The organism is Acidovorax sp. DW039, assembly GCF_037101375.1.
Lineage (GTDB): Bacteria > Pseudomonadota > Gammaproteobacteria > Burkholderiales > Burkholderiaceae_C > Acidovorax.
This window is the reverse complement of sequence record NZ_AP029020.1, coordinates 108,298-126,012: the sequence shown is the minus strand read 5'-3', so window position 1 is coordinate 126,012 and position 17,715 is coordinate 108,298. Positions and strand designations below refer to the sequence as shown.

Annotated in this window: 14 protein-coding genes and 2 pseudogenes; 11 read left to right on the top strand and 5 right to left on the bottom strand. The window is 61.4% G+C overall.

Going from position 1 to position 17,715, the window contains the following annotated elements; genetic code table 11:
- Positions 1-103: 103 nt before the first annotated feature.
- Positions 104-1,039: a catechol 1,2-dioxygenase gene (catA, locus tag AACH87_RS22265; protein WP_338799301.1), complete on the bottom strand. Its 936-nt coding sequence runs from the start codon at positions 1,037-1,039 to the stop codon at positions 104-106.
- A 72-nt stretch (positions 1,040-1,111) separates the two neighbouring features.
- Complete coding sequence (locus AACH87_RS22260) at positions 1,112-2,308, bottom strand: muconate/chloromuconate family cycloisomerase (protein WP_338799300.1); 1,197 nt, start codon at positions 2,306-2,308, stop codon at positions 1,112-1,114.
- Between the two features lie 143 nt (positions 2,309-2,451).
- On the opposite strand from AACH87_RS22260, the gene AACH87_RS22255 reads away from it, so the two are divergent.
- The 3 genes and pseudogenes from AACH87_RS22255 to AACH87_RS22245 all read left to right on the top strand — a co-directional run.
- Positions 2,452-3,435, top strand: a complete 984-nt coding sequence (locus tag AACH87_RS22255) for a LysR family transcriptional regulator (RefSeq protein ID WP_338799299.1) — start codon at positions 2,452-2,454, stop codon at positions 3,433-3,435.
- A 72-nt stretch (positions 3,436-3,507) separates the two neighbouring features.
- Positions 3,508-3,636 (top strand): annotated as a pseudogene (locus AACH87_RS22250) (IS5/IS1182 family transposase); the annotation flags it as partial.
- Positions 3,637-3,644: 8 nt separating this feature from the next.
- Positions 3,645-3,743 (top strand): annotated as a pseudogene (locus AACH87_RS22245) (IS5/IS1182 family transposase); the annotation flags it as partial.
- Between the two features lie 131 nt (positions 3,744-3,874).
- On the opposite strand, the gene AACH87_RS22240 reads toward AACH87_RS22245, so the two are convergent.
- Positions 3,875-4,861, bottom strand: a complete 987-nt coding sequence (locus AACH87_RS22240) for an IS5 family transposase (RefSeq protein WP_338799298.1) — start codon at positions 4,859-4,861, stop codon at positions 3,875-3,877.
- 399 nt (positions 4,862-5,260) lie between these two features.
- The gene (locus AACH87_RS22235) at positions 5,261-6,154 is read right to left on the bottom strand and encodes a LysR substrate-binding domain-containing protein (RefSeq protein WP_338799297.1); all 894 of its coding nucleotides are present in this window, start codon (positions 6,152-6,154) and stop codon (positions 5,261-5,263) included.
- 140 nt (positions 6,155-6,294) lie between these two features.
- Between AACH87_RS22235 and AACH87_RS22230 the strand changes: the two genes are divergently transcribed.
- The 8 genes from AACH87_RS22230 to AACH87_RS22195 all read left to right on the top strand — a co-directional run bounded on the left by AACH87_RS22230 (position 6,295) and on the right by AACH87_RS22195 (position 15,284).
- Complete coding sequence (locus tag AACH87_RS22230) at positions 6,295-7,281, top strand: tripartite tricarboxylate transporter substrate binding protein (RefSeq protein ID WP_338799296.1); 987 nt, start codon at positions 6,295-6,297, stop codon at positions 7,279-7,281.
- 82 nt (positions 7,282-7,363) lie between these two features.
- Positions 7,364-8,137, top strand: a complete 774-nt coding sequence (locus AACH87_RS22225; protein ID WP_338799295.1) for an SDR family oxidoreductase — start codon at positions 7,364-7,366, stop codon at positions 8,135-8,137.
- A gap of 18 nt (positions 8,138-8,155) precedes the next feature.
- Entirely contained in the window at positions 8,156-9,814 is a 1,659-nt protein-coding gene (locus tag AACH87_RS22220; RefSeq protein WP_338799294.1) for an AMP-binding protein, read from the top strand.
- Positions 9,815-9,837: 23 nt separating this feature from the next.
- Positions 9,838-10,680, top strand: coding sequence for an amidohydrolase family protein (locus AACH87_RS22215; protein ID WP_338799293.1), 843 nt, complete (start codon positions 9,838-9,840; stop codon positions 10,678-10,680).
- A 25-nt stretch (positions 10,681-10,705) separates the two neighbouring features.
- A complete protein-coding gene (locus AACH87_RS22210; RefSeq protein WP_338799292.1) occupies positions 10,706-12,331 on the top strand; it encodes a carboxylesterase family protein in 1,626 nt (541 codons plus the stop codon).
- A gap of 19 nt (positions 12,332-12,350) precedes the next feature.
- Positions 12,351-13,556 (top strand): 3-oxoadipyl-CoA thiolase, encoded by a 1,206-nt coding sequence (gene pcaF / locus AACH87_RS22205; RefSeq protein ID WP_338799291.1) that lies wholly within the window; start codon positions 12,351-12,353, stop codon positions 13,554-13,556.
- 148 nt (positions 13,557-13,704) lie between these two features.
- Entirely contained in the window at positions 13,705-14,514 is an 810-nt protein-coding gene (locus AACH87_RS22200; RefSeq protein ID WP_338799289.1) for a crotonase/enoyl-CoA hydratase family protein, read from the top strand.
- Positions 14,511-15,284: an enoyl-CoA hydratase-related protein gene (locus AACH87_RS22195; protein ID WP_338799287.1), complete on the top strand. Its 774-nt coding sequence runs from the start codon at positions 14,511-14,513 to the stop codon at positions 15,282-15,284. Before AACH87_RS22200 ends, AACH87_RS22195 begins: the two co-directional genes overlap by 4 nt.
- Before the next feature lie 964 nt (positions 15,285-16,248).
- On the opposite strand, the gene AACH87_RS22190 is transcribed toward AACH87_RS22195, so the two are convergent.
- Positions 16,249-17,592: an aromatic acid/H+ symport family MFS transporter gene (locus tag AACH87_RS22190; protein ID WP_338799286.1), complete on the bottom strand. Its 1,344-nt coding sequence runs from the start codon at positions 17,590-17,592 to the stop codon at positions 16,249-16,251.
- Positions 17,593-17,715 lie beyond the last annotated feature (123 nt).

Below are 17,715 nucleotides of genomic sequence, written 5' to 3'. Positions count from 1 at the left end.
TTCCTCAAGGTGCAGCTGTCCCCCTGCTGCGCGTAGCGCAGCAGTCAGGGGCGAAAGCAATAGGGAGGGGGCAGCCGAGTGGCCAAGCACCCGGCCGTGGGGATCAGGCCGCCAGGCGGGGGCGCTCAACGATCTGGTTGTCCACACCGTCAACCAGTGCGCTCAGCGTGAAGTCGAAAACGATTTCTGCGAACGGACCGTCAACGCCCTGCGCCTTGATGCTGGCAGCATCTGTGCGCTCGACCAGAGGTGGCACCAGGCCTTCGCGGGTGGCGTAGGCAAAGTCATCATTCACCAGAGGATCCCCATCGATGTTGATCTGCGTGGTGAGCTTACGATGGCCGTCAGCCGTCACGAAGAAGTGAATGTGGGCCGGGCGGTTGCCGTGGCGGCCCAGTTGGTTCAGGAGCGCTTGTGTGGGGCCGTCGGGTGGGCAGCCGTAGCCCTTGGGTACGATGCTCTGGAATTTGTAGCGACCTTGAGCATCGGTCACGATGGTGCGGCGCATGTTGAAGGCCTTCTGCTCACCAGTGGGGTCATAGTGCGAATAGAAGCCCTTGGTGTTGGCGTGCCACACCTCCACCTTGGCGTTGGGCAGGGGCTTGCCATCAGCACCGTATACGGTGCCGTGCATGATCAGCGTATGGCCGGCCTGGTCGCTGCCGTCGTCCAGGCGGACAAAGCCTTTCGCCTCTGGAGCACCCGCTACATACAGAGGGCCTTCGATGGTGCGGGGCGTGCCGTTTTCAATGCCCAGCTCCTTGTCCTTGGCATCCATGCGCATGTCCAGAAAGCGGTCTAGGCCCAGGCCGGGCGACAGCAGTCCAGCTTCGCCACGGGCACCCAGGGTGTTGAGGTAAGCAATGCCTGCCCAGTATTCATCCGACGTGATGTCCAGGTCATCGATGGCCTTGAACAGATCTGACAGCAGGCGGTGCACGATCTGCTTGGTGCGTGCATTGCCGCCAGCCTGGTTCAGGCCGCTGGCCAGACGCAGAAAGTCCTGGACTTCGGGGGTGTTGAAAATATGGGTGGCCATGGTTATCTCCTTGGATTGTTGTGGGGCAATGGTGGGGGCGGCGAAACAGTGAATGCGTAGATCGCATCTGGGTCAGTGCGCTGCGGCGGCCTGCGGGCCTGACGTGGTAACGCTGGTGCGGGGGCGATCCCGACGGAAGTGCTGCACGCGGTCTTCATCCAGCGCAATACCCAGGCCGGGGGTGGTGGGTACAGGGAGCTGAAAGTCCCTGTACTGCAGGGGTTCGGTGAGGATTTCCTCCGTCAGCAGCAAGGGGCCGAAAAGCTCCGTACCCCACTGCAGGGTGCGGAACGTGGCAAACACGTGGGCCGATGCCATGGTGCCTACGGCACCCTCCAGCATGGTGCCGCCGTAGAGCTCGATGCCCGCCGCATCGGCAATGGCAGCCACTTGCAGTGCTTCCAGCAGACCGCCAGACTGTTCAATCTTGATGGCGAATACATCAGCGCCGGCCACGCGAGCGAGGGCGAAGGCTGAGGCCGGTCCGGTGAGCGATTCATCCGCCATCACGGCGATGGCATGACGACCTTTGAGGCGTGCCAAGGCGTCCACCGAGGCTACGGGCTGTTCGACCAGATCACAGCCTGCATCCACCAGCGCTGCCAGCCCCTGCTGTGCCTCCAGTTCACTCCAGGCCATGTTCACATCTACGCGCACTGAGGCGCGGTCTCCCAGTGCCTTCTTGATGGCGGCTACGTGAGCCACATCGTCGGCGACGGCGCGGCGGCCAATCTTGAGCTTGAAAATGTTGTGCCTGCGCTGTGTCAGCATGCGCTCGGCTTCGTCAATGTCCTTGGCCGTGTCGCCAGAGGCCAGCGTCCAGGCGATGGGCAGACTGTCGCGCACCCGGCCGCCCAGCAACTGCGAAACGGGCAGGCCCGTGCGATGGCCGAGTGCATCGAACAATGCGGTCTCGATGGCGCACTTGGCAAACCGGTTGTCCTTGATCGCCTTGTTCAGCCGCGCCATGATGGCAGGCACATGGTTGGCGTCAGCGCCGATAAGCAGCGGGGCAAAGTAGGTGTCGACCGCCAGCTTCATGCCTTCAGGCGATTCCGCTCCGTAGGCCAGACCTCCGATGGTGGTGCCTTCGCCCACTCCCACGGTGCCATCTGCGCAGTAGATGCGTACCAGCATCAGGGTTTGTCCGTTCATCGTGGCCATCGACAGCTGATGCGGACGGATGGTGGGCAAATCCAGCAGCAGGGTCTCCACCCGCTCGATGACCGCGGCATCTGCGGTGGAATGAGGACGTTGTGTGTATTGCATGGACCGGATTGAACGCCTGAACCCCTTCGGACATCCAACACCAAATAGGTCTTGCACCATACTTTCAAGGTATAGTGTTCGTGCATTGCTATACAAATCAACAGTTTGCGAATGTGTCATTCGCAAACCTATGGTTTACCCTGATGGATATCCGCCAGCTCAAGTACTTTGTCGCCGTCGCCAACGCCCGCAATTTCACGCGGGCGTCCGAGCTGTTGCACATCGCCCAACCTCCGCTGAGCCGACAGATTCAGTTGCTGGAGGAAGAGCTTGGGGTACAGCTCATTCTTCGCAACAGTCGGCCTTTGCGTCTGACAGAAGCGGGTCGCATGTTCTATGAGCAGGCCCTGCAAATCCTCAACCGTGTGGATCAGCTCAAAGCCACAACGCGTCAGATCGGGCTCAACCAGCAACAGACCCTGTCCATCGGGTTTGTTGCTTCAACGCTGTACGGGGGGCTGCCCATGCTGGTGCGCAAGCTGCGCCAGAGCTACCCCGATGTGGGCATTCAGCTGGTGGAGCTGACGTCGCAGCAGCAGTTTGCTGCGCTCAAGTCGGGTCGCATCGACGTGGGGTTCGGGCGCGTGCGGGGCAACGATTCCACCGTGGCGCGGACCATCTTGCGTGAGGAGCGGCTGGTGCTGGCCATACCGCCCGCGTTTGCGCTGGCTGCAGAGACCAACCGCGTGGCATTGGACGCCATCAGCGGGCAGACCCTCATCGTGTACCCCAAGGAGCCGCGCCCCAGCTTTGCAGACCATGTTCTGAGCCTGCTGAACGACCATGGCGTACGGCCTGCCCGGGTGCATGAAGTGCGTGAGATCCAGACCGCCCTGGGCCTGGTGGCTGCGGAGTCAGGTCTGTGCCTGATACCGGCGTCTGCCCGCCTGCGCAGTGACCTGCATTACCGGCTGATTGATGATCCGCGCATCACCTCGCCCATCATCATGAGTCACAGGCTCCACGACACGGCCTGGTACATCCCGGCCATCAAGGAAATGGTAGCCGCCATGTATGCAGAGAACCCGCCCTGGCTGGATGTGGAGCACAGCGTGTTTCCGGGCGCAGCTGTCTCTCCTGCACCTTCTCCAAGAGAGTGTCATCAATCAAAGCCCCCGCATAGTTGAAAGATCCTGTCTCCAGCCCATGTAGAGGCCGTGAGTAAAAGATACGCCCTGCTTGATACCTAATGGAAACTCATCAGGTACCTTCTGCCTCGTCATGCGGGGCATGCCTTGCGCTACCGACTGTTCGTTAACGCCGTGCTGAACCGCTACCGTGTAGACATCCCATGGAGTGACCTGCCAGTCCGTTTTTGTGATCTTCAAGAACGAACAAGCAGCAACGCGAATATGACCACGATCTATATAAGGTGCGGCATCTGATAGAAAACATCTATGCACGCCTGAAACAATACCGGTGCATTGCCACTCGCTAGGGAAGCTCTTCACGAATCGGTTCTGACTGTGCCGTAGCGACGCCCGAACTCAAACAGCACCAGCTTTGGGTAATGGGGCACGCCCAGCAGGCGCTGCGCGAGGGCAATTGCCCGGCTTCGCTGGGGCATTACGCCCCTTGCAGACGCACCTGCCCCATACAAGCCATCAACTTGTGCCATGCCATCCACAGGTTTGACAGCGCAAACAGCGTAACGATCTGCGCCGTGTTCTTCTTGAGTCCCCGGTAGCGCACCTTCACGTACCCAAACTGCTGCTTGAGCACTCGAAACGGGTGCTCCACCTTCGCCCGGATGCTAGCCTTGGTGCACTCCAGTTGATCGATCAGCGCCTCAAGAGGCTTGTCCTTGTCCAACTCCCGGCGCAATCCTGGACGCATGGCTACGTGCCAGCGCACGGTTGGCTTGGCATCAGGCCGTTTGTGCACGCCTTGGTAGCCCGCATCTCCAAATGCTTCTGTCTCCTGCCCGTGCAATAGGCTGTTGGCTTCGATCACGTCACCCACGTTGCCGCTAGTGCCTCGCACCGTGTGCACCAGGCCCGAGTCCGCATCCACGCCAATGTGGGCTTTCATACCGAAGTACCACTGGTTGCCCTTCTTGCTTTGGTGCATCTCGTGGTCGCGCTCGCCGCTTTGGTTCTTGGTGGAAGTGGGTGCGGCAATCAGCGTGGCATCCACCACCGTGCCTGCTTTGAGCTGCAGCCCTTTGGCATGCAGCAGCGCATTGACCGTGGCCAGGATCTGATCGGCCAGCTTGTGGCGCTCCAGCAGGTGGCGAAACCGCAGGATGCTCGATTCACTGGGAATCTGTTCGTCCCAGTGGGTCAGGCCCGCAAGGTCCCGAAAGGCTGGCACGTCGTGCAGCGCTTCTTCCATGGCGGGATCGCTGAGCTTGAACCATTGCTGCATAAAGTGGATGCGCAGCAGGGTCTGGACTGCAAAGGGCTGCTGACCCCGGCGTCCGGCTTCGGGCGCGTACGGCTCTATGAGCGAGACCAGCTCAGTCCAGGGCACCACCATTTCAATGGCGTCCAGGAACTCGCGCTTGCGGGTGCGCCCGCCTGTTTTGCTAAGGCCCAGGCTGCTTTGCTTCATGCGACTATTGTCTCGGCTTCAGCCCTCCGAGCAATCACATCGCTTGGGGGATTCGTGCAAAGAATCCCTAGGACAAGACTGCCTGCAACTTTCTGTGAGCTATTCACTTGGCTGCGTCCATGGTTTGGCAGGTCTGAGAGGCCGTAGCGCAAGGGATTTGTACAGCCTTGAATGATGACACGCCATAGTAGGAGGCGGCTTTACCGCAGTATCACCTCTCCACATATGCCAAATGAGGGTGAAGCATCGGAAATGAACATCCCCACTACCGTTTCGCGGCACGGCCTTGCTGAAGATCAGGAGCGCCATTTCAGGGCCTGCATCACACATGCCAACATTGCAATCGCTACAAGTGGATTGCAAGGTAAGGTAGATACAGTCCATATTCGTAGCGATGATTCAGACATGCGGCAAACTGCGTAGAAGCACGTCGCAGAAGAATTCCGACGGCGGCGACAGCGGAAGGTCTGGACGACGAACCAGCACAATGGCTGGCGCAGGGAGCGTTTCGCACACCGGCACCACGTCAAGCAGATCTTGCGTCATCGCAAAACTCACCCATTGCCTAGGTAACATGGTCAGCAGATCAGTCCGGGCTAGCGCCACTTGGACAGACAACGCCGAATGCGCTCGCAACATGACCCGCGGTGCATTTAGTCCATGTGCGCCGAACAGGTGCTCTAGGTCTTCTTCGACGTTGTGATCGATGGAGGTGACCGCCCATTCCGCACCAGACAGCTCCTTGAGGCTACGAGCTCCCGCAAGAGGATGGCCTTTGCGGCAGACAACTACACGAGTGTTATTGCATAGATGCAGCAACGTCAAACCCGGCGCCGGCTTAAGACGAGGTGCTGCACCTAGATAAAAGTCGATGCCGCCCTCACGCAGAGATCCTTCCACGGCGGGGAGAAGGCTTTCGGTGATATTCAGTTTAACTTTGGGATAGCTACGGCGGAACACCGGCAGCGCCTCGGGCAACATGCCTAGATGCGGCATGATGGACAGTGCAATCGACACCGTGCCTTCGTACCCAGGTCCGGGTTGTTGCACCTCCTCAACGGCACGCCGCGCCTCGTTAGCAATGGCACAGGCTCGGCGGTGAAAGCGTACGCCTTCAGCTGTCAAAACCATGCCCGAAGTCTGGCGCGCAAACAGGTCCACTCCCAGTTCTCGTTCTAGCGAACGCACGCTACGCGTTAGCGCCGGTTGGGCTACTTCGAGGCGACGCGAGGCTGCGCGTAGGCTGCCGTGTTCAACGATAGCAATCAGATGCCGAAGTTGTTCGAGTTTCATGGAACAAGGGTTAATCCGGGGATGTAAAAAAAACATCGCTTTGGATATTGCACCATCTTATTGGAATGCTGCCCTCCGTCTAGAGTCTGTTTCATCCCATACGTTATGGGCACTAAAAACAAACATGACGGAGACAAGACATGCACCTTATGACTCGGCGCGGGTTCACGCAGTCCGCATTCACTCTGCTGACCCTGACTACCGCTTGCTCCTTGTTCAACGCACATGCACAGAACTGGCCCGACAAGCCTGTACGCATGATCGTACCGGTCGGGGCTGGCGCTGCCCCCGACGTCATTGCCCGCATAGTCGGTGAGCGGCTGGCCACCGCTTGGGGTCAGGGTGTAGTGGTAGACAACAGACCTGGAGCGGGCGGAATCCCAGGCATGTCAGCACTGGCCAAGTCGGCGCGTGACGGCTACACCATCGGATTCGTTCCCGCCGCCATGGGCACTATTACCCCTCTGGTGTTCAAAAATCCACAGTTCAACCCCGAAACCGAACTCAGCGCAGTTGCCACAGTCGGCATTAGCCCCTTGATGCTGGCGGTGCCGGCAAACAGCGGCATACAGTCGGTAGCTGACCTGGCAAGGTATGCGAAGGCCAACCCCGGCAAGGTGAACTTTGCCGCACCACAACTAAACTCACTGCCACACCTGGCCGGAGAGATGGTGAGCAAAGCCGGCGGCATGGGCCTCTTCACCGTACCCTTCCGTGCCCCACCCGAGGCCGTGTCGGCTGTTCTGGCGGGTGATGCAATGCTCACCATTGACGGCGTGCCCGGGTTACTGCAGCACGTTAAGTCAGGCCGGTTGCGCGCCATCGGCGTAACCTCGGCCAAGCGCCTGCCGGGCATCGATGTGCCGGCTGTATCTGAGACCTATCCAGGCTACGAGGCCATCGGCTGGTTCCAGATCATTGTTCCAACCGGCACGCCGCAAGCAGTTATCGAACGCATCAACAGCGACGTGAACCGCATCACTGCCTCGCCGGAAGTGGCAGCACGCTTAGCCGAGATGGGAGTTTACCCGCGGCAAGACAGCGTGGCCACGGCTCGCTCCTTCTTCGACGAGCAGCACAAAGCGATGAAGCGCCTCGTAGCGGACCTCGGCATCCTAGCCCAGTAGGCCCCCCTTCTTCTCGCAGCTCCAAAACCCCGGATGGCCGGGGTTAGGACCCTGCACACCCTTTTTTTACTGGAGACTCCTCATGACACAACGCAAGAAAGCCCTCGTCACTGGTGGCGGGACAGGAATTGGTCGCAGTGCAGTGCTGGCCCTAGCACGCGCCGGCTTCGACGTCGCCATCAACTACGCTTCCAGCGCCAAGGCCGCCCAGGCGGTGTCCGAAGAAGCGCAGGCCCTGGGCGCACAGACCATGCTGATGCAGTGCGATGTGAGCGACGACGCGGCCGTGCGCCAGATGCTCGCCAAGGTGGGCGAGACCTTCGGCCATCTCGACACCCTAATCAACAACGCCGGCACCACTGCCAACTGGAAAGTCAAGGACCTGGACAGCCTGGACATGGATGCTTGGGACCGCACCTTCGCGGTCAATGTGCGCGGCAACTTCCAGGTGACGCGCGCGGCAGTGGAACTGCTGCGCAAGAGCAAGGAAGTCGGCGGCGAGCCCTGCATCGTCAACACCGCCAGCATCGTAGGCCTGCGCCCCGGCCCGCAACCGCCACCGTACGCCGCCAGCAAAGCCGCCGTGGTGAGCCTGACCAAGATGATGGCCTGGAACCTAGGGCCGGACATCCGTGTGAACGCCGTCGCACCGGGCTGGATGGAAGGCGACTGGATGGAGCGCATGCTGGGCGACAAGTACGACGCCCTCATGGGTGCGCGCGCCAAGGCCACACCGCTCAAGCGCTGCGTGACCGCCGACGACGTGGCCGAAGTGATGCTGAACTTAATCACCGGCATGCGCTTTGTCACCGGCGAAGTGGTCGTCATCGACGGCGGCTTCACGAGTTCCACCTGACACACCGAGGAGATCTCCATGCTCGAAGGCTTCGTTCCCTTTCCCCCTGAATTCGGCGCGCGCTACCGCGCCAAAGGCTACTGGCAGGACCGCTCGCTGGCGCAGGAATTCGCCGACGTTTTCCTGCGTTACGCCGAGCGCGTCGCGCTTATCGACGGCGACACCGTCTATACCTACGCCGAGCTGGACCGCATCAGCTCTAACCTCGCGCTCAACCTGCTCGAGCTCGGCCTGCAACCGTTGGACCGCGTGGTGCCCACGCTGCCCAATGTGCACGAGTTCGTGGTGCTGTACTTCGCACTACAGAAGATCGGCTGCATTCCCATCGCAGCCTTGGTAACACACCGCTACGCCGAGATCAGCCAGTTCGTGCATCTCTCGGGAGCCACCACCTGCGTCTACCCCGAGACGGTGGGCGAGTTCGCCTTCGCGCCCGTGATTCAGCGTGTGCAGAACGAGAACCCGTCGCTGAAGTTCCGCATCGTGCTGGGCGAAGCCGGCGCTGGCGAAGTCTCGCTGCGCGAACTGATCCGCAAGCCCGCCACACTTCCGACCTCACGCCTGGCCGACATCCAGATCTCCCCAACAGACCCCTGCATTTTCCAGCTCTCGGGTGGCACCACCGGTATCCCCAAGCTGATCCCGCGCACCAACAACGACTACGCCTACAACTCCAAGGCGGCGGCCGAGGTGTGCGAGATCACGCCCGACTCGGTGCTGCTGCTGGTGCTGCCGATCGCCCACAATCTGCCACTGGCCTGCCCGGGCATCCAGGGATTCCTGTTCAAGGGCGCCAAGGTGGTTCTGCACGGCAATACCCGGCCAGCGGAGATGTTCGCACTGATCGAGAAGCACAAGGTCACGCACCTGAAGGTGGTGCCAGCGCTGCTGATCCGACTGATCAACGACCCGGCGGTGGAGAACTTCAACCTGTCCAGCCTGAAGCTGATCCAGAGCGGCGGCCAACGCATGCAGCCCGAGGTGCGCGCGAAGACGCGCGCGCTGATCCCTGGCGTATTCGTACAGGAGAACTTCGGGATGTCCGAAGGCACACTGATGTTCGTGCGCGCCAGCGACCCTGAAGAAGTGAAACTGGAGACCTGCGGCCGCCCGGTCTGCCCGGACGACGAGGTGCTTTTGCTCGACGACGAAGGGCGCGAGGTGCCCGACGGTGAGGTCGGCGAGTTCACCGTGCGCGGCCCCTACACGCTGCGCGGCTACTACGGCGTGCCCGAATACAACGCGCGCCAGTTCACGCCCGAGGGCTTCTACCGCTCCGGCGACCTGATGCGTAAGCACCCCAGCGGCAACTACATCGTCGAGGGCCGTAAGAAGGACCTGATCAACCGCGGTGGCGAGAAGATCAGCGCCGAAGAGGTCGAGAACCTGATCCTCATGCACCCCGCCGTGCAAAACGTGGCCTGCGTTCCCATGCCGGACCAAGCCATGGGCGAAAAGATGTGCGCTTTCGTGATCCTCAAGCCCGGCCAAAAGCTACACCTCAAGGAACTGGTGGGTTTCCTGCTCACAAAGGAAATCGCCAAGTTCAAGCTGCCCGAGCGACTGGAAGTGCTATCTGATTTCCCTGTGTCCACATTTGGCAAGGTGTCAAAGAAAGCCTTGGGTGAACTGATTGCACGCAAGCTGCAAGAAGAACAAGCCACATCCGCCCACTGAACCCATTAGAGAGGAAACACACAATGCGCATCATTGACCTGCACTGCTACCCCGGCACCCCCACCTGGATCAAATCCCAAGGTCCCTACCCGGCCGAACTCGCCCGCTATTGGAAGCGCGACTGGGTTGGTAAGAGCGAAGACGACGTAATCGCTGAGTTCACCGGCGCAGGCGTCGAGGCCTGCCTCGTCGCGCTAGACCTGGAGACCACCATCGCTGCCCCACCCTGCACCAACGAGTACGTACATGACATGTGGAAGCGCCACCCTCAGCGCGTCATCCAGTGCTGGGGCGCGGTAGAACCGGCCAAGGGCGAGATCGCGATGATCCAAGCCCGCAAAGCCATCAAAGAACTGGGCTTCATCGGCTTCCACTTTCACCCGATCATGCAGCACTTCGCAGTGAGCGACCGGCGCTACTACCCACTGTTCGAAGAGATCAATGGCATGGGTGCTGCGGTGATGATCGACGTAGGCACCACAGGCATGGGTGCCGGCATGCCCGGTGGCAACGGAGCACTGGTGCGGCATGCCCACCCCAAGCATATCGATCAGCTCGCAGCCGACTTCCCTCAGCTGAAGATCATCATGGCCCACCCCGGTTGGCCCTGGGTCGACGAAACCACCGCCGTCGCGCTGCATAAGGGCAACGTGTACTGGGAGATGTCAGGCTGGGCACCCAAGCACTTCCCAGGCAACCTCAAGGTCGACATCCGCGGCCGACTGCAGGACAAGATCATGTTCGGCAGCGACTATCCCAGCCTGCCCTACGAACGCATCCTGCGCGAATGGGACGAACTGGGCTACAAGCCGGAAATCATGGAGAAGATCATGCATGGCAACGCTGAGCGCGTGCTGGGTCTGTGACCACGAAGAGAGGTACCTCACTTCCATGAAAAAGCTGTTTCGCGCCGCGACCCTGGCCATATCATTTTCAACGCTGCTCACCGCCTGTGGCGGTAGCGAGCCCTACAACGCATTGCAGGACCTAGTGTCCATCAGCGGCGGCACGGTACGCGCCGCCGCTGACTCCACCGCCGAGCTGAGGGTGTTCCGCGGCCTGCCCTTTGCGGCACCGCCAGTGGGCTCTTTGCGCTGGAGAGCGCCTCAACCCGTCGTCCCTTGGAGCGGGGTGCGCAGTGGCGACAATTTCTCCAACGCCTGCGTCATGAGCGATCGGCCGGCAGGTCGGCCGGGCTCCATTTTGTTTCAGCAGGCCGAAGCACAGAGCGAGGACTGTCTGTACCTCAACGTCTGGACCGGAGCACCTGCAGGCCGCAGCAGTGAGCGGCGCCCGGTCATGGTGCTGCTGCATGGTGGCGCGTATCAACTGGGGGCTGGCTCACAACCCAACTACAACGGCCGCGGCCTAGCCAGCAAGGGGGCAGTGGTGGTCACGCTGAACTACCGCCTGGGCCCCTTGGGCTTCCTTGCACACCCGGCGCTGAGTGCCGAATCGGCCGACGCAACATCAGGTAACTACGCACTGAAAGACGCAATTGCCGCACTGAAATGGGTGCAGGACAACATCGCTCAACTTGGGGGAGACCCCGCCAATGTCACCCTCTACAGCGAGTCGGCAGGCTCAGGTCTGGCCAGCGTGCTACTGGCCTCCCCCCCGGCAAAAGGGCTGTTCCAAAAGCTGGTGATTGGCAGCCTGGCCGCACTGCCTGCGGGCACGCCCAACACTACGCTGGCGCAGGCCGAGGCCGCAGGCCAGAGCTTTGCTGTCAACCTGGGCGCCGCCGACCTAGATGCGCTGCGCGCACTGCCGGCGCAGACGGTGATGGCCGGTGCCGGCTCGATCATCGGCCCCATTGTGGACGGCACCGTGCTGCCTGGTCAGTTGGACCAGCTCTATGCTGCTGGCCAGACCCACGACGTTCCACTGCTGCTGGGATGGAACGCCGACGAGGGCACGCCATACCCACCGTTTGCCACCACGCTGGCAGGCTATAACACCTTAGTCGATGCGCGCTTTGGTAGCCTGGCCGCCGACTTCCGGTCGGTCTATCCGGTGGCCTCGGATGCCGACGTACTCGCCATGGCCTATGCCCCCATGCGCGACAACCTGTTCGCCTGGCAGCCCTGGACAGTGGCACGCGCCCACGCATCGCAAAAGCGGTCAGCTACCTACCTCTACTTCTTCACCCGCCGCCCGCCCTACTACCCGGACCAGAACTTCGCGGGTCAGAGCTCGCCCGACAAGTTCGGTGCCTACCACTCGCTCGAGCAGGTGTACCTCTACAACAACCTCGATGTGAGTGCGCCAGCTCGTCCGTACACCGATGTGGACCGTCGGCTCGCCGCCACGGCGTCCAGCTACCTCGTCAACTTCGCGCGCCATGGCAACCCCAACGGTACTGGCCTACCGGTTTGGCCACGTTTTGTGGACGACAGCAGCCAGGCGATGGAGCTGGGAGACGCTGTCACCCCGGTGGCCGTTCCCTTCCGCCCGGCGCTCGCCTTCTGGGACCGCTTCTACACCCAGGGCCTGGGTCGACCCTTACCTTTCTGATCTTTTCACGGAACTCCACATGCTCCCTGCATTCATTTGCGATGGCCTGCGAACGCCGATCGGTCGCTACGGCGGTGCCCTCTCCGGTGTGCGCACCGACGACCTCGGCGCCGTACCCATCCGCGCTCTAATGACCCGCCATCCCGGGCTGGACCCGACCCTCATCGACGAACTGGTGTACGGCTGCGTCAACCAGGCCGGTGAAGACAACCGAAATGTGGCGCGCATGAGCGCGCTGCTAGCCGGCCTACCGGTGGAGGTGCCTGCGGTCACAGTCAACCGGCTCTGCGGGTCCGGCTTGGAAGCTGTGGCACAGGCGGCGCGGGCGCTCCAAACAGGTCATGCTCAACTAGCCATCGCCGGTGGTGTCGAGAGCATGAGCCGCGCTCCACTGGTTATGCCCAAGCCTACGGCTGCGTTCTCGCGTCATGCGGAAATCCACGACTCCACAATCGGCTGGCGCTTCGTCAACCCGCGCATGGACGCTCTTCACGGCACCGACGCCATGGGCGAAACGGCCGAGAACGTGGCACGCGAACACGGTATCTCGCGTGCAGATCAAGATGCGTTTGCGCTGCGCAGCCAGCAGCGCGCTGCCACTGCCATGCGCACGGATGTGCTCTCTGAGGAAATCACGCCGGTCGATGTGCCGGGCCGCAAGGGAGCCGTTATGCGGGTCGTCGAAGACGAGCATCCGCGCGCCGATACCACGGCCGAGAGCCTGACCGCGCTCAAACCGGCCTTCCGACCAGACGGCAGCGTCACAGCTGGCAATTCGTCAGGCGTGAACGACGGTGCGGCAGCTCTATTGCTGGCCAGCGAAGCTGCAGTGTCGCAGCACGGCTTGCGTCCGATGGCACGGATCGTGGGCTACGCCAGCGCTGGCATCGCTCCGCGCGTCATGGGTTTCGGTCCAGTACCCGCAGTACGCAAGCTGCTGGCACAAACAGCTCTACGCATGAGCGATTTTGATGTGATCGAGCTCAACGAAGCCTTCGCTGCACAGGGCCTGGCCGTCACGCGCGCGCTGGGTCTTCCCGACGACGCGCCACACGTCAACCCGAATGGAGGAGCCATCGCCTTCGGCCACCCGCTGGGCATGAGCGGTGCGCGCCTAGTGCTCACCGCCGCACGCCAATTGCAACGCACCGGTGGACGCTATGGCTTAGTCACGATGTGTGTGGGCGTGGGCCAGGGCGTGGCCATGGCCATTGAACGCACTTGAGTCCCCACGCCCCACCGCCGTGAGGGTCGCTGCACTTCTACCGGGAGGTGCCGCAGTCTTCGCCGGGTCCGGGGGCTGCTACGGCTAGGAGCGACCATACGCCGGATCGTCGACCACTTCATACAGCTCAAAGGACAAAGGTCCAACCATGAACAATCCACCCTTGCTCATCACTCGCAGTGGCCATATTGCGATCATCACACTCAACCGTCCAGACACCCGAAACGCGCTCAGTGGCGAGGACATGTTCGCCGCGTTTGAATCGCTGGTCGACGAACTCAACGCCGACCTGTCAGTCCGCGCCGCGGTACTGACCGGCGCAGGCACTGCTTTCTGCTCGGGCGGCAACGTGACCGATATGCGTGAACGGACCGGCATGTTCGCCGGCTCACCCAAGGACATCACCGAACGCTACCGCCAGGGCATCCAGCGCATCCCCCGCGCACTCGTCCGGCTGCAGGTGCCGCTGATCGCAGCAGTCAACGGCCCGGCGATTGGTGCGGGCAACGACCTGGCATGCATGTGCGACCTGCGCATCGCCTCGACCACCGCGCGCTTTGCCGAAAGCTTCGTCAAGATCGGCATCATTCCCGGCGATGGTGGCTGCTGGCTGCTACCGCGCGTGGTAGGCCATGCTAAAGCGGCCGAGCTGGCACTGACAGGTGACACCATCGAAGCCGACGAGGCCCTACGTATCGGCTTGGTCTCGCGTGTAGTCGGACCTGACGAGCTGCTGCCCGAGGCACTGGCTCTGGCTACCCGCATCGCCGCCAACCCACCACAGGTACTGCGCTGGACCAAGCAGCTTCTGCAACAGGCACGCACCTGCACGCTAGACGAGGCGCTGGACGCCGCGGGCCATCTGCAGGGCCTGGCCCACCACACGGCCGATCACGCCGAAGCCTTGGCCGCTTTCTTTCAAAAGCGTGCACCGGTGTTCTGCGGGGGCGCAACATGAGCGAGATCCTGATCGAAGAACGGCCAGCAGACGGCGTCGTGTTGCTGCGCCTTCACCGGCCCGAAGTGCTGAATGCACTCAACCTAGCGTTACGACGCGCCCTTGCAGACGCCTTCCGCCGACTCGACGCTGACTCGACGGCACGCGTGATCGTGATAGCAGGTAGCGCCAAGGCATTCTGCTCTGGCGCCGACCTGGGCGAGTACGTTGACGCCAGTCCCATCGATCTCCTGCAACGCAGGCACGACCTGCTCTGGGGCACGATCACATCCTGCAAAAAACCAGTGATTGCCGCGGTGCGGGGCCACGCACTGGGCGGTGGCTGTGAACTGGCCCTGCACTCCGACCTGATCGTCGCCGGACGTAGTGCGCGCTTCGGCCAGCCGGAGGTCAAGGTCGGCATCATGCCCGGCGGTGGGGCGACCCAACGGCTGACGCGCACGTTGGGCAAGCATGGCGCTATGAAACTGCTGCTGCTCGGCGACCCGATCAATGCGGAAACTGCCGAACGCATCGGCCTAGTGGCAGAAGTACTGGACGACGACGCTGTGGAACCACGTGCACTGGCGCTGGCGCAACGGCTTGTGGAACTGCCTGCAGTGGCGCTGCGCCTGGTGAAGGAATCGGTGCTGATGGCAATGGAGGTATCACTGTCCGCAGGGCTGGAATATGAGCGCAACGCTTTCCAGACAGCATTTGCGAGCCCTGACAAGCAGGAGGGCATGCGCGCCCGACTGGACAAGCGTCCTGCGCGTTTCAATCATTTCTGAAACAACTGCTCAAGCTTCCAGAGGGTAAGAGCAGGCAGGATCACCCATGCTCCTGCGACGCATTACCCAAATATCCACGTTGGCTTCTGGACCGTTGGATTTATCAACAAAGCCAAAGCCTTTAGAGTGCCTTGTGTCGTGTTCCGTCAAGGTTCTTTTTTGACCTTGGGGAAGATTCAAAGCACTGACCTACCGCTCGTTTCTGGTCTATCGAGATCCAGCAGACAGGGACGTGCTCTAGAAAAAGCTGAGTGACAACTGATTTCGAAGCCACGATGGCTGGCACTGAGTGCGTGGCGCCACGATCTGACTTTAGATCTACAGCGCATATTTGTCTTTGGCCAAGTCATAACGGGTGAAATGTCCCAGCCGAGCAGACACATCCCAGGGAGATCACACGTGGCACCCTGGCAAGCTTCGCTATTGGCGCACTTCGATTCACCAAAGCACTATCAAAGGGCCGCAGGCCCCCAGGTGTCTGCTGCTGCTCACCATAATGAGCCCTATGGTCACCGCGCAATCCAGCACTCTTTACCCCGCGCATTGCTTTGCGCCATCACCAGTCAAGTGTCCGCTGTTGATGCACATACCTGCGCATTAACTGCGTGTGGGGCCCTTCAGTGCTGAGACTGTAAAAACTTCGGGCAAACCAATGTACCGCCGTGCTGCAACGCCGCGGGTCAGCGCCTGCCTCTGATGGCTGCTGTGTAATTAGGCGCTGCTCGTGCCAGACTCTGGCAGATGCTACTACCCCGGGGGCGTAGGAGCCGCCGTAACCGAGCGCTTACAAATCCACGTACATCTGCTTGACGGTACGCCCCTACTTCCGGGATAGGTCGGCTTCAGTCTTGAGCCAGACAGCGGGCGAGTTTCCGAGCGAATGGGTCGGTGCCCGCAATGACTGAGCCGCTTGTCGCAGTGCAGCTGAGCCTCGCCTGTGCACAGGTACTTGCGCAGATTGTCCTCACTCACCGCCTCTACGGTTAAGCAAAATCGCGCCCCCAGCAAGGATGGCGGGCACTGCCAGCGCGATGAAGATGCCCTCAAAGCCCCATCCAATAGTCATGAGCACGCCACCGATGGAAGAGCCCAAAATGCTACCCAAGCGCCCCACCCCGAGCATCCAGCTAACGCCAGTAGCCCGCGCCAGCGTTGGGTAGCAACTGGGGGCAAAGCCATTGAGGCCAGTCTGTGCGCCACTTAGGAAGAAGCCCACCGCCACCACAAACGCAACCACCCAGAGCGAGTTCAGGCCGTTAAGCCCCATCACTACCAAAGCCACCGCCCCCATTACATACGAGCCAGCGATGACCCGGTTGGGGTTAAGACGCCCCATGAGCCAGCCCACCACCAACGCACCCACGGTGCCACCGAGCTGGAACATGGCCGTCACGCTGGCTGCGCGGTCAATCGACATGCCCGCGTCGCGCATCATGGTGGGCAGCCAGCTGGTGGTTAGGTAAATGACCAGCAGGCCCATGAAGTACGTGACCCACAGTGTGAGCGTACGCAGGCGGTACTCAGGCAAGAACAGCACTGCCATCGGCTGGCGCGATTTGACTTCGGACTCACCAGAGACAAACTTCACCACACCTTGCATCGAAGCGCCACACATGCGCGAGAGCACTCCAGCCACTTTAGCCGTTTCGGTCCCGCGCACCACCAAAAAGCGTGCCGACTCTGGCAGGTACACCAACAGCAAAGGCAACAGCACCAGTGGCAATGCACCGCCCAGCACTAGCACAGACTGCCAGCCAAAACGCGGAATCAGGGCTGCAGCCACAAAACCCACTACGGCCGAGCCCAAGTTAAAGCCTGTGAACATGGCCGCCACCAGGAAGGCGCGACGGCGCTCAGGCACGTATTCAGACAACAGCGTGGTGGTGTTGGGCATGGCCGCCCCCAGGCCTAGGCCGGTGAGAAAGCGCAGCACCGCCATTTCAGTCGTGTTGCGGGTCCAAGCCGTGAACAGCGTGCACAAGCCAAAGACTAGCACTGAGCCGATCAGCACCTTGCGTCGCCCCCACCAGTCTGACGACGGACCTGCCAGCAAGGCTCCTACGGCCAAGCCCATGGGGGCAGCCCCCATCACCAGGCCGAAGGCGGGCCGTGAAATTTGCCAGTCCTGGATGATCGACGGCGCTACAAAGCCCATGATGGCCACGTCCATGCCATCAACAGCCACGATGAGAAAGCACAGCAGGACCAGGATCCACTGGTTGCGAGAGAGTGCACGTTGATTGATGAAAGCCCGAACGTCGAGCGTTTGGGACGCATCCGGCAGGCCCGGTGCGATAGAGGTTTGCATGGTGTTTGTCTCCGGGGGCCTGTGGCCCCTCTCTTAGCGTGATGAATGGGAAAGCGCTGCGCCAGCACCGAGCCACGCGTGGCCCATGCGTAGGCAAGAAGGTACGAGGCCCTCTCCAGCGCC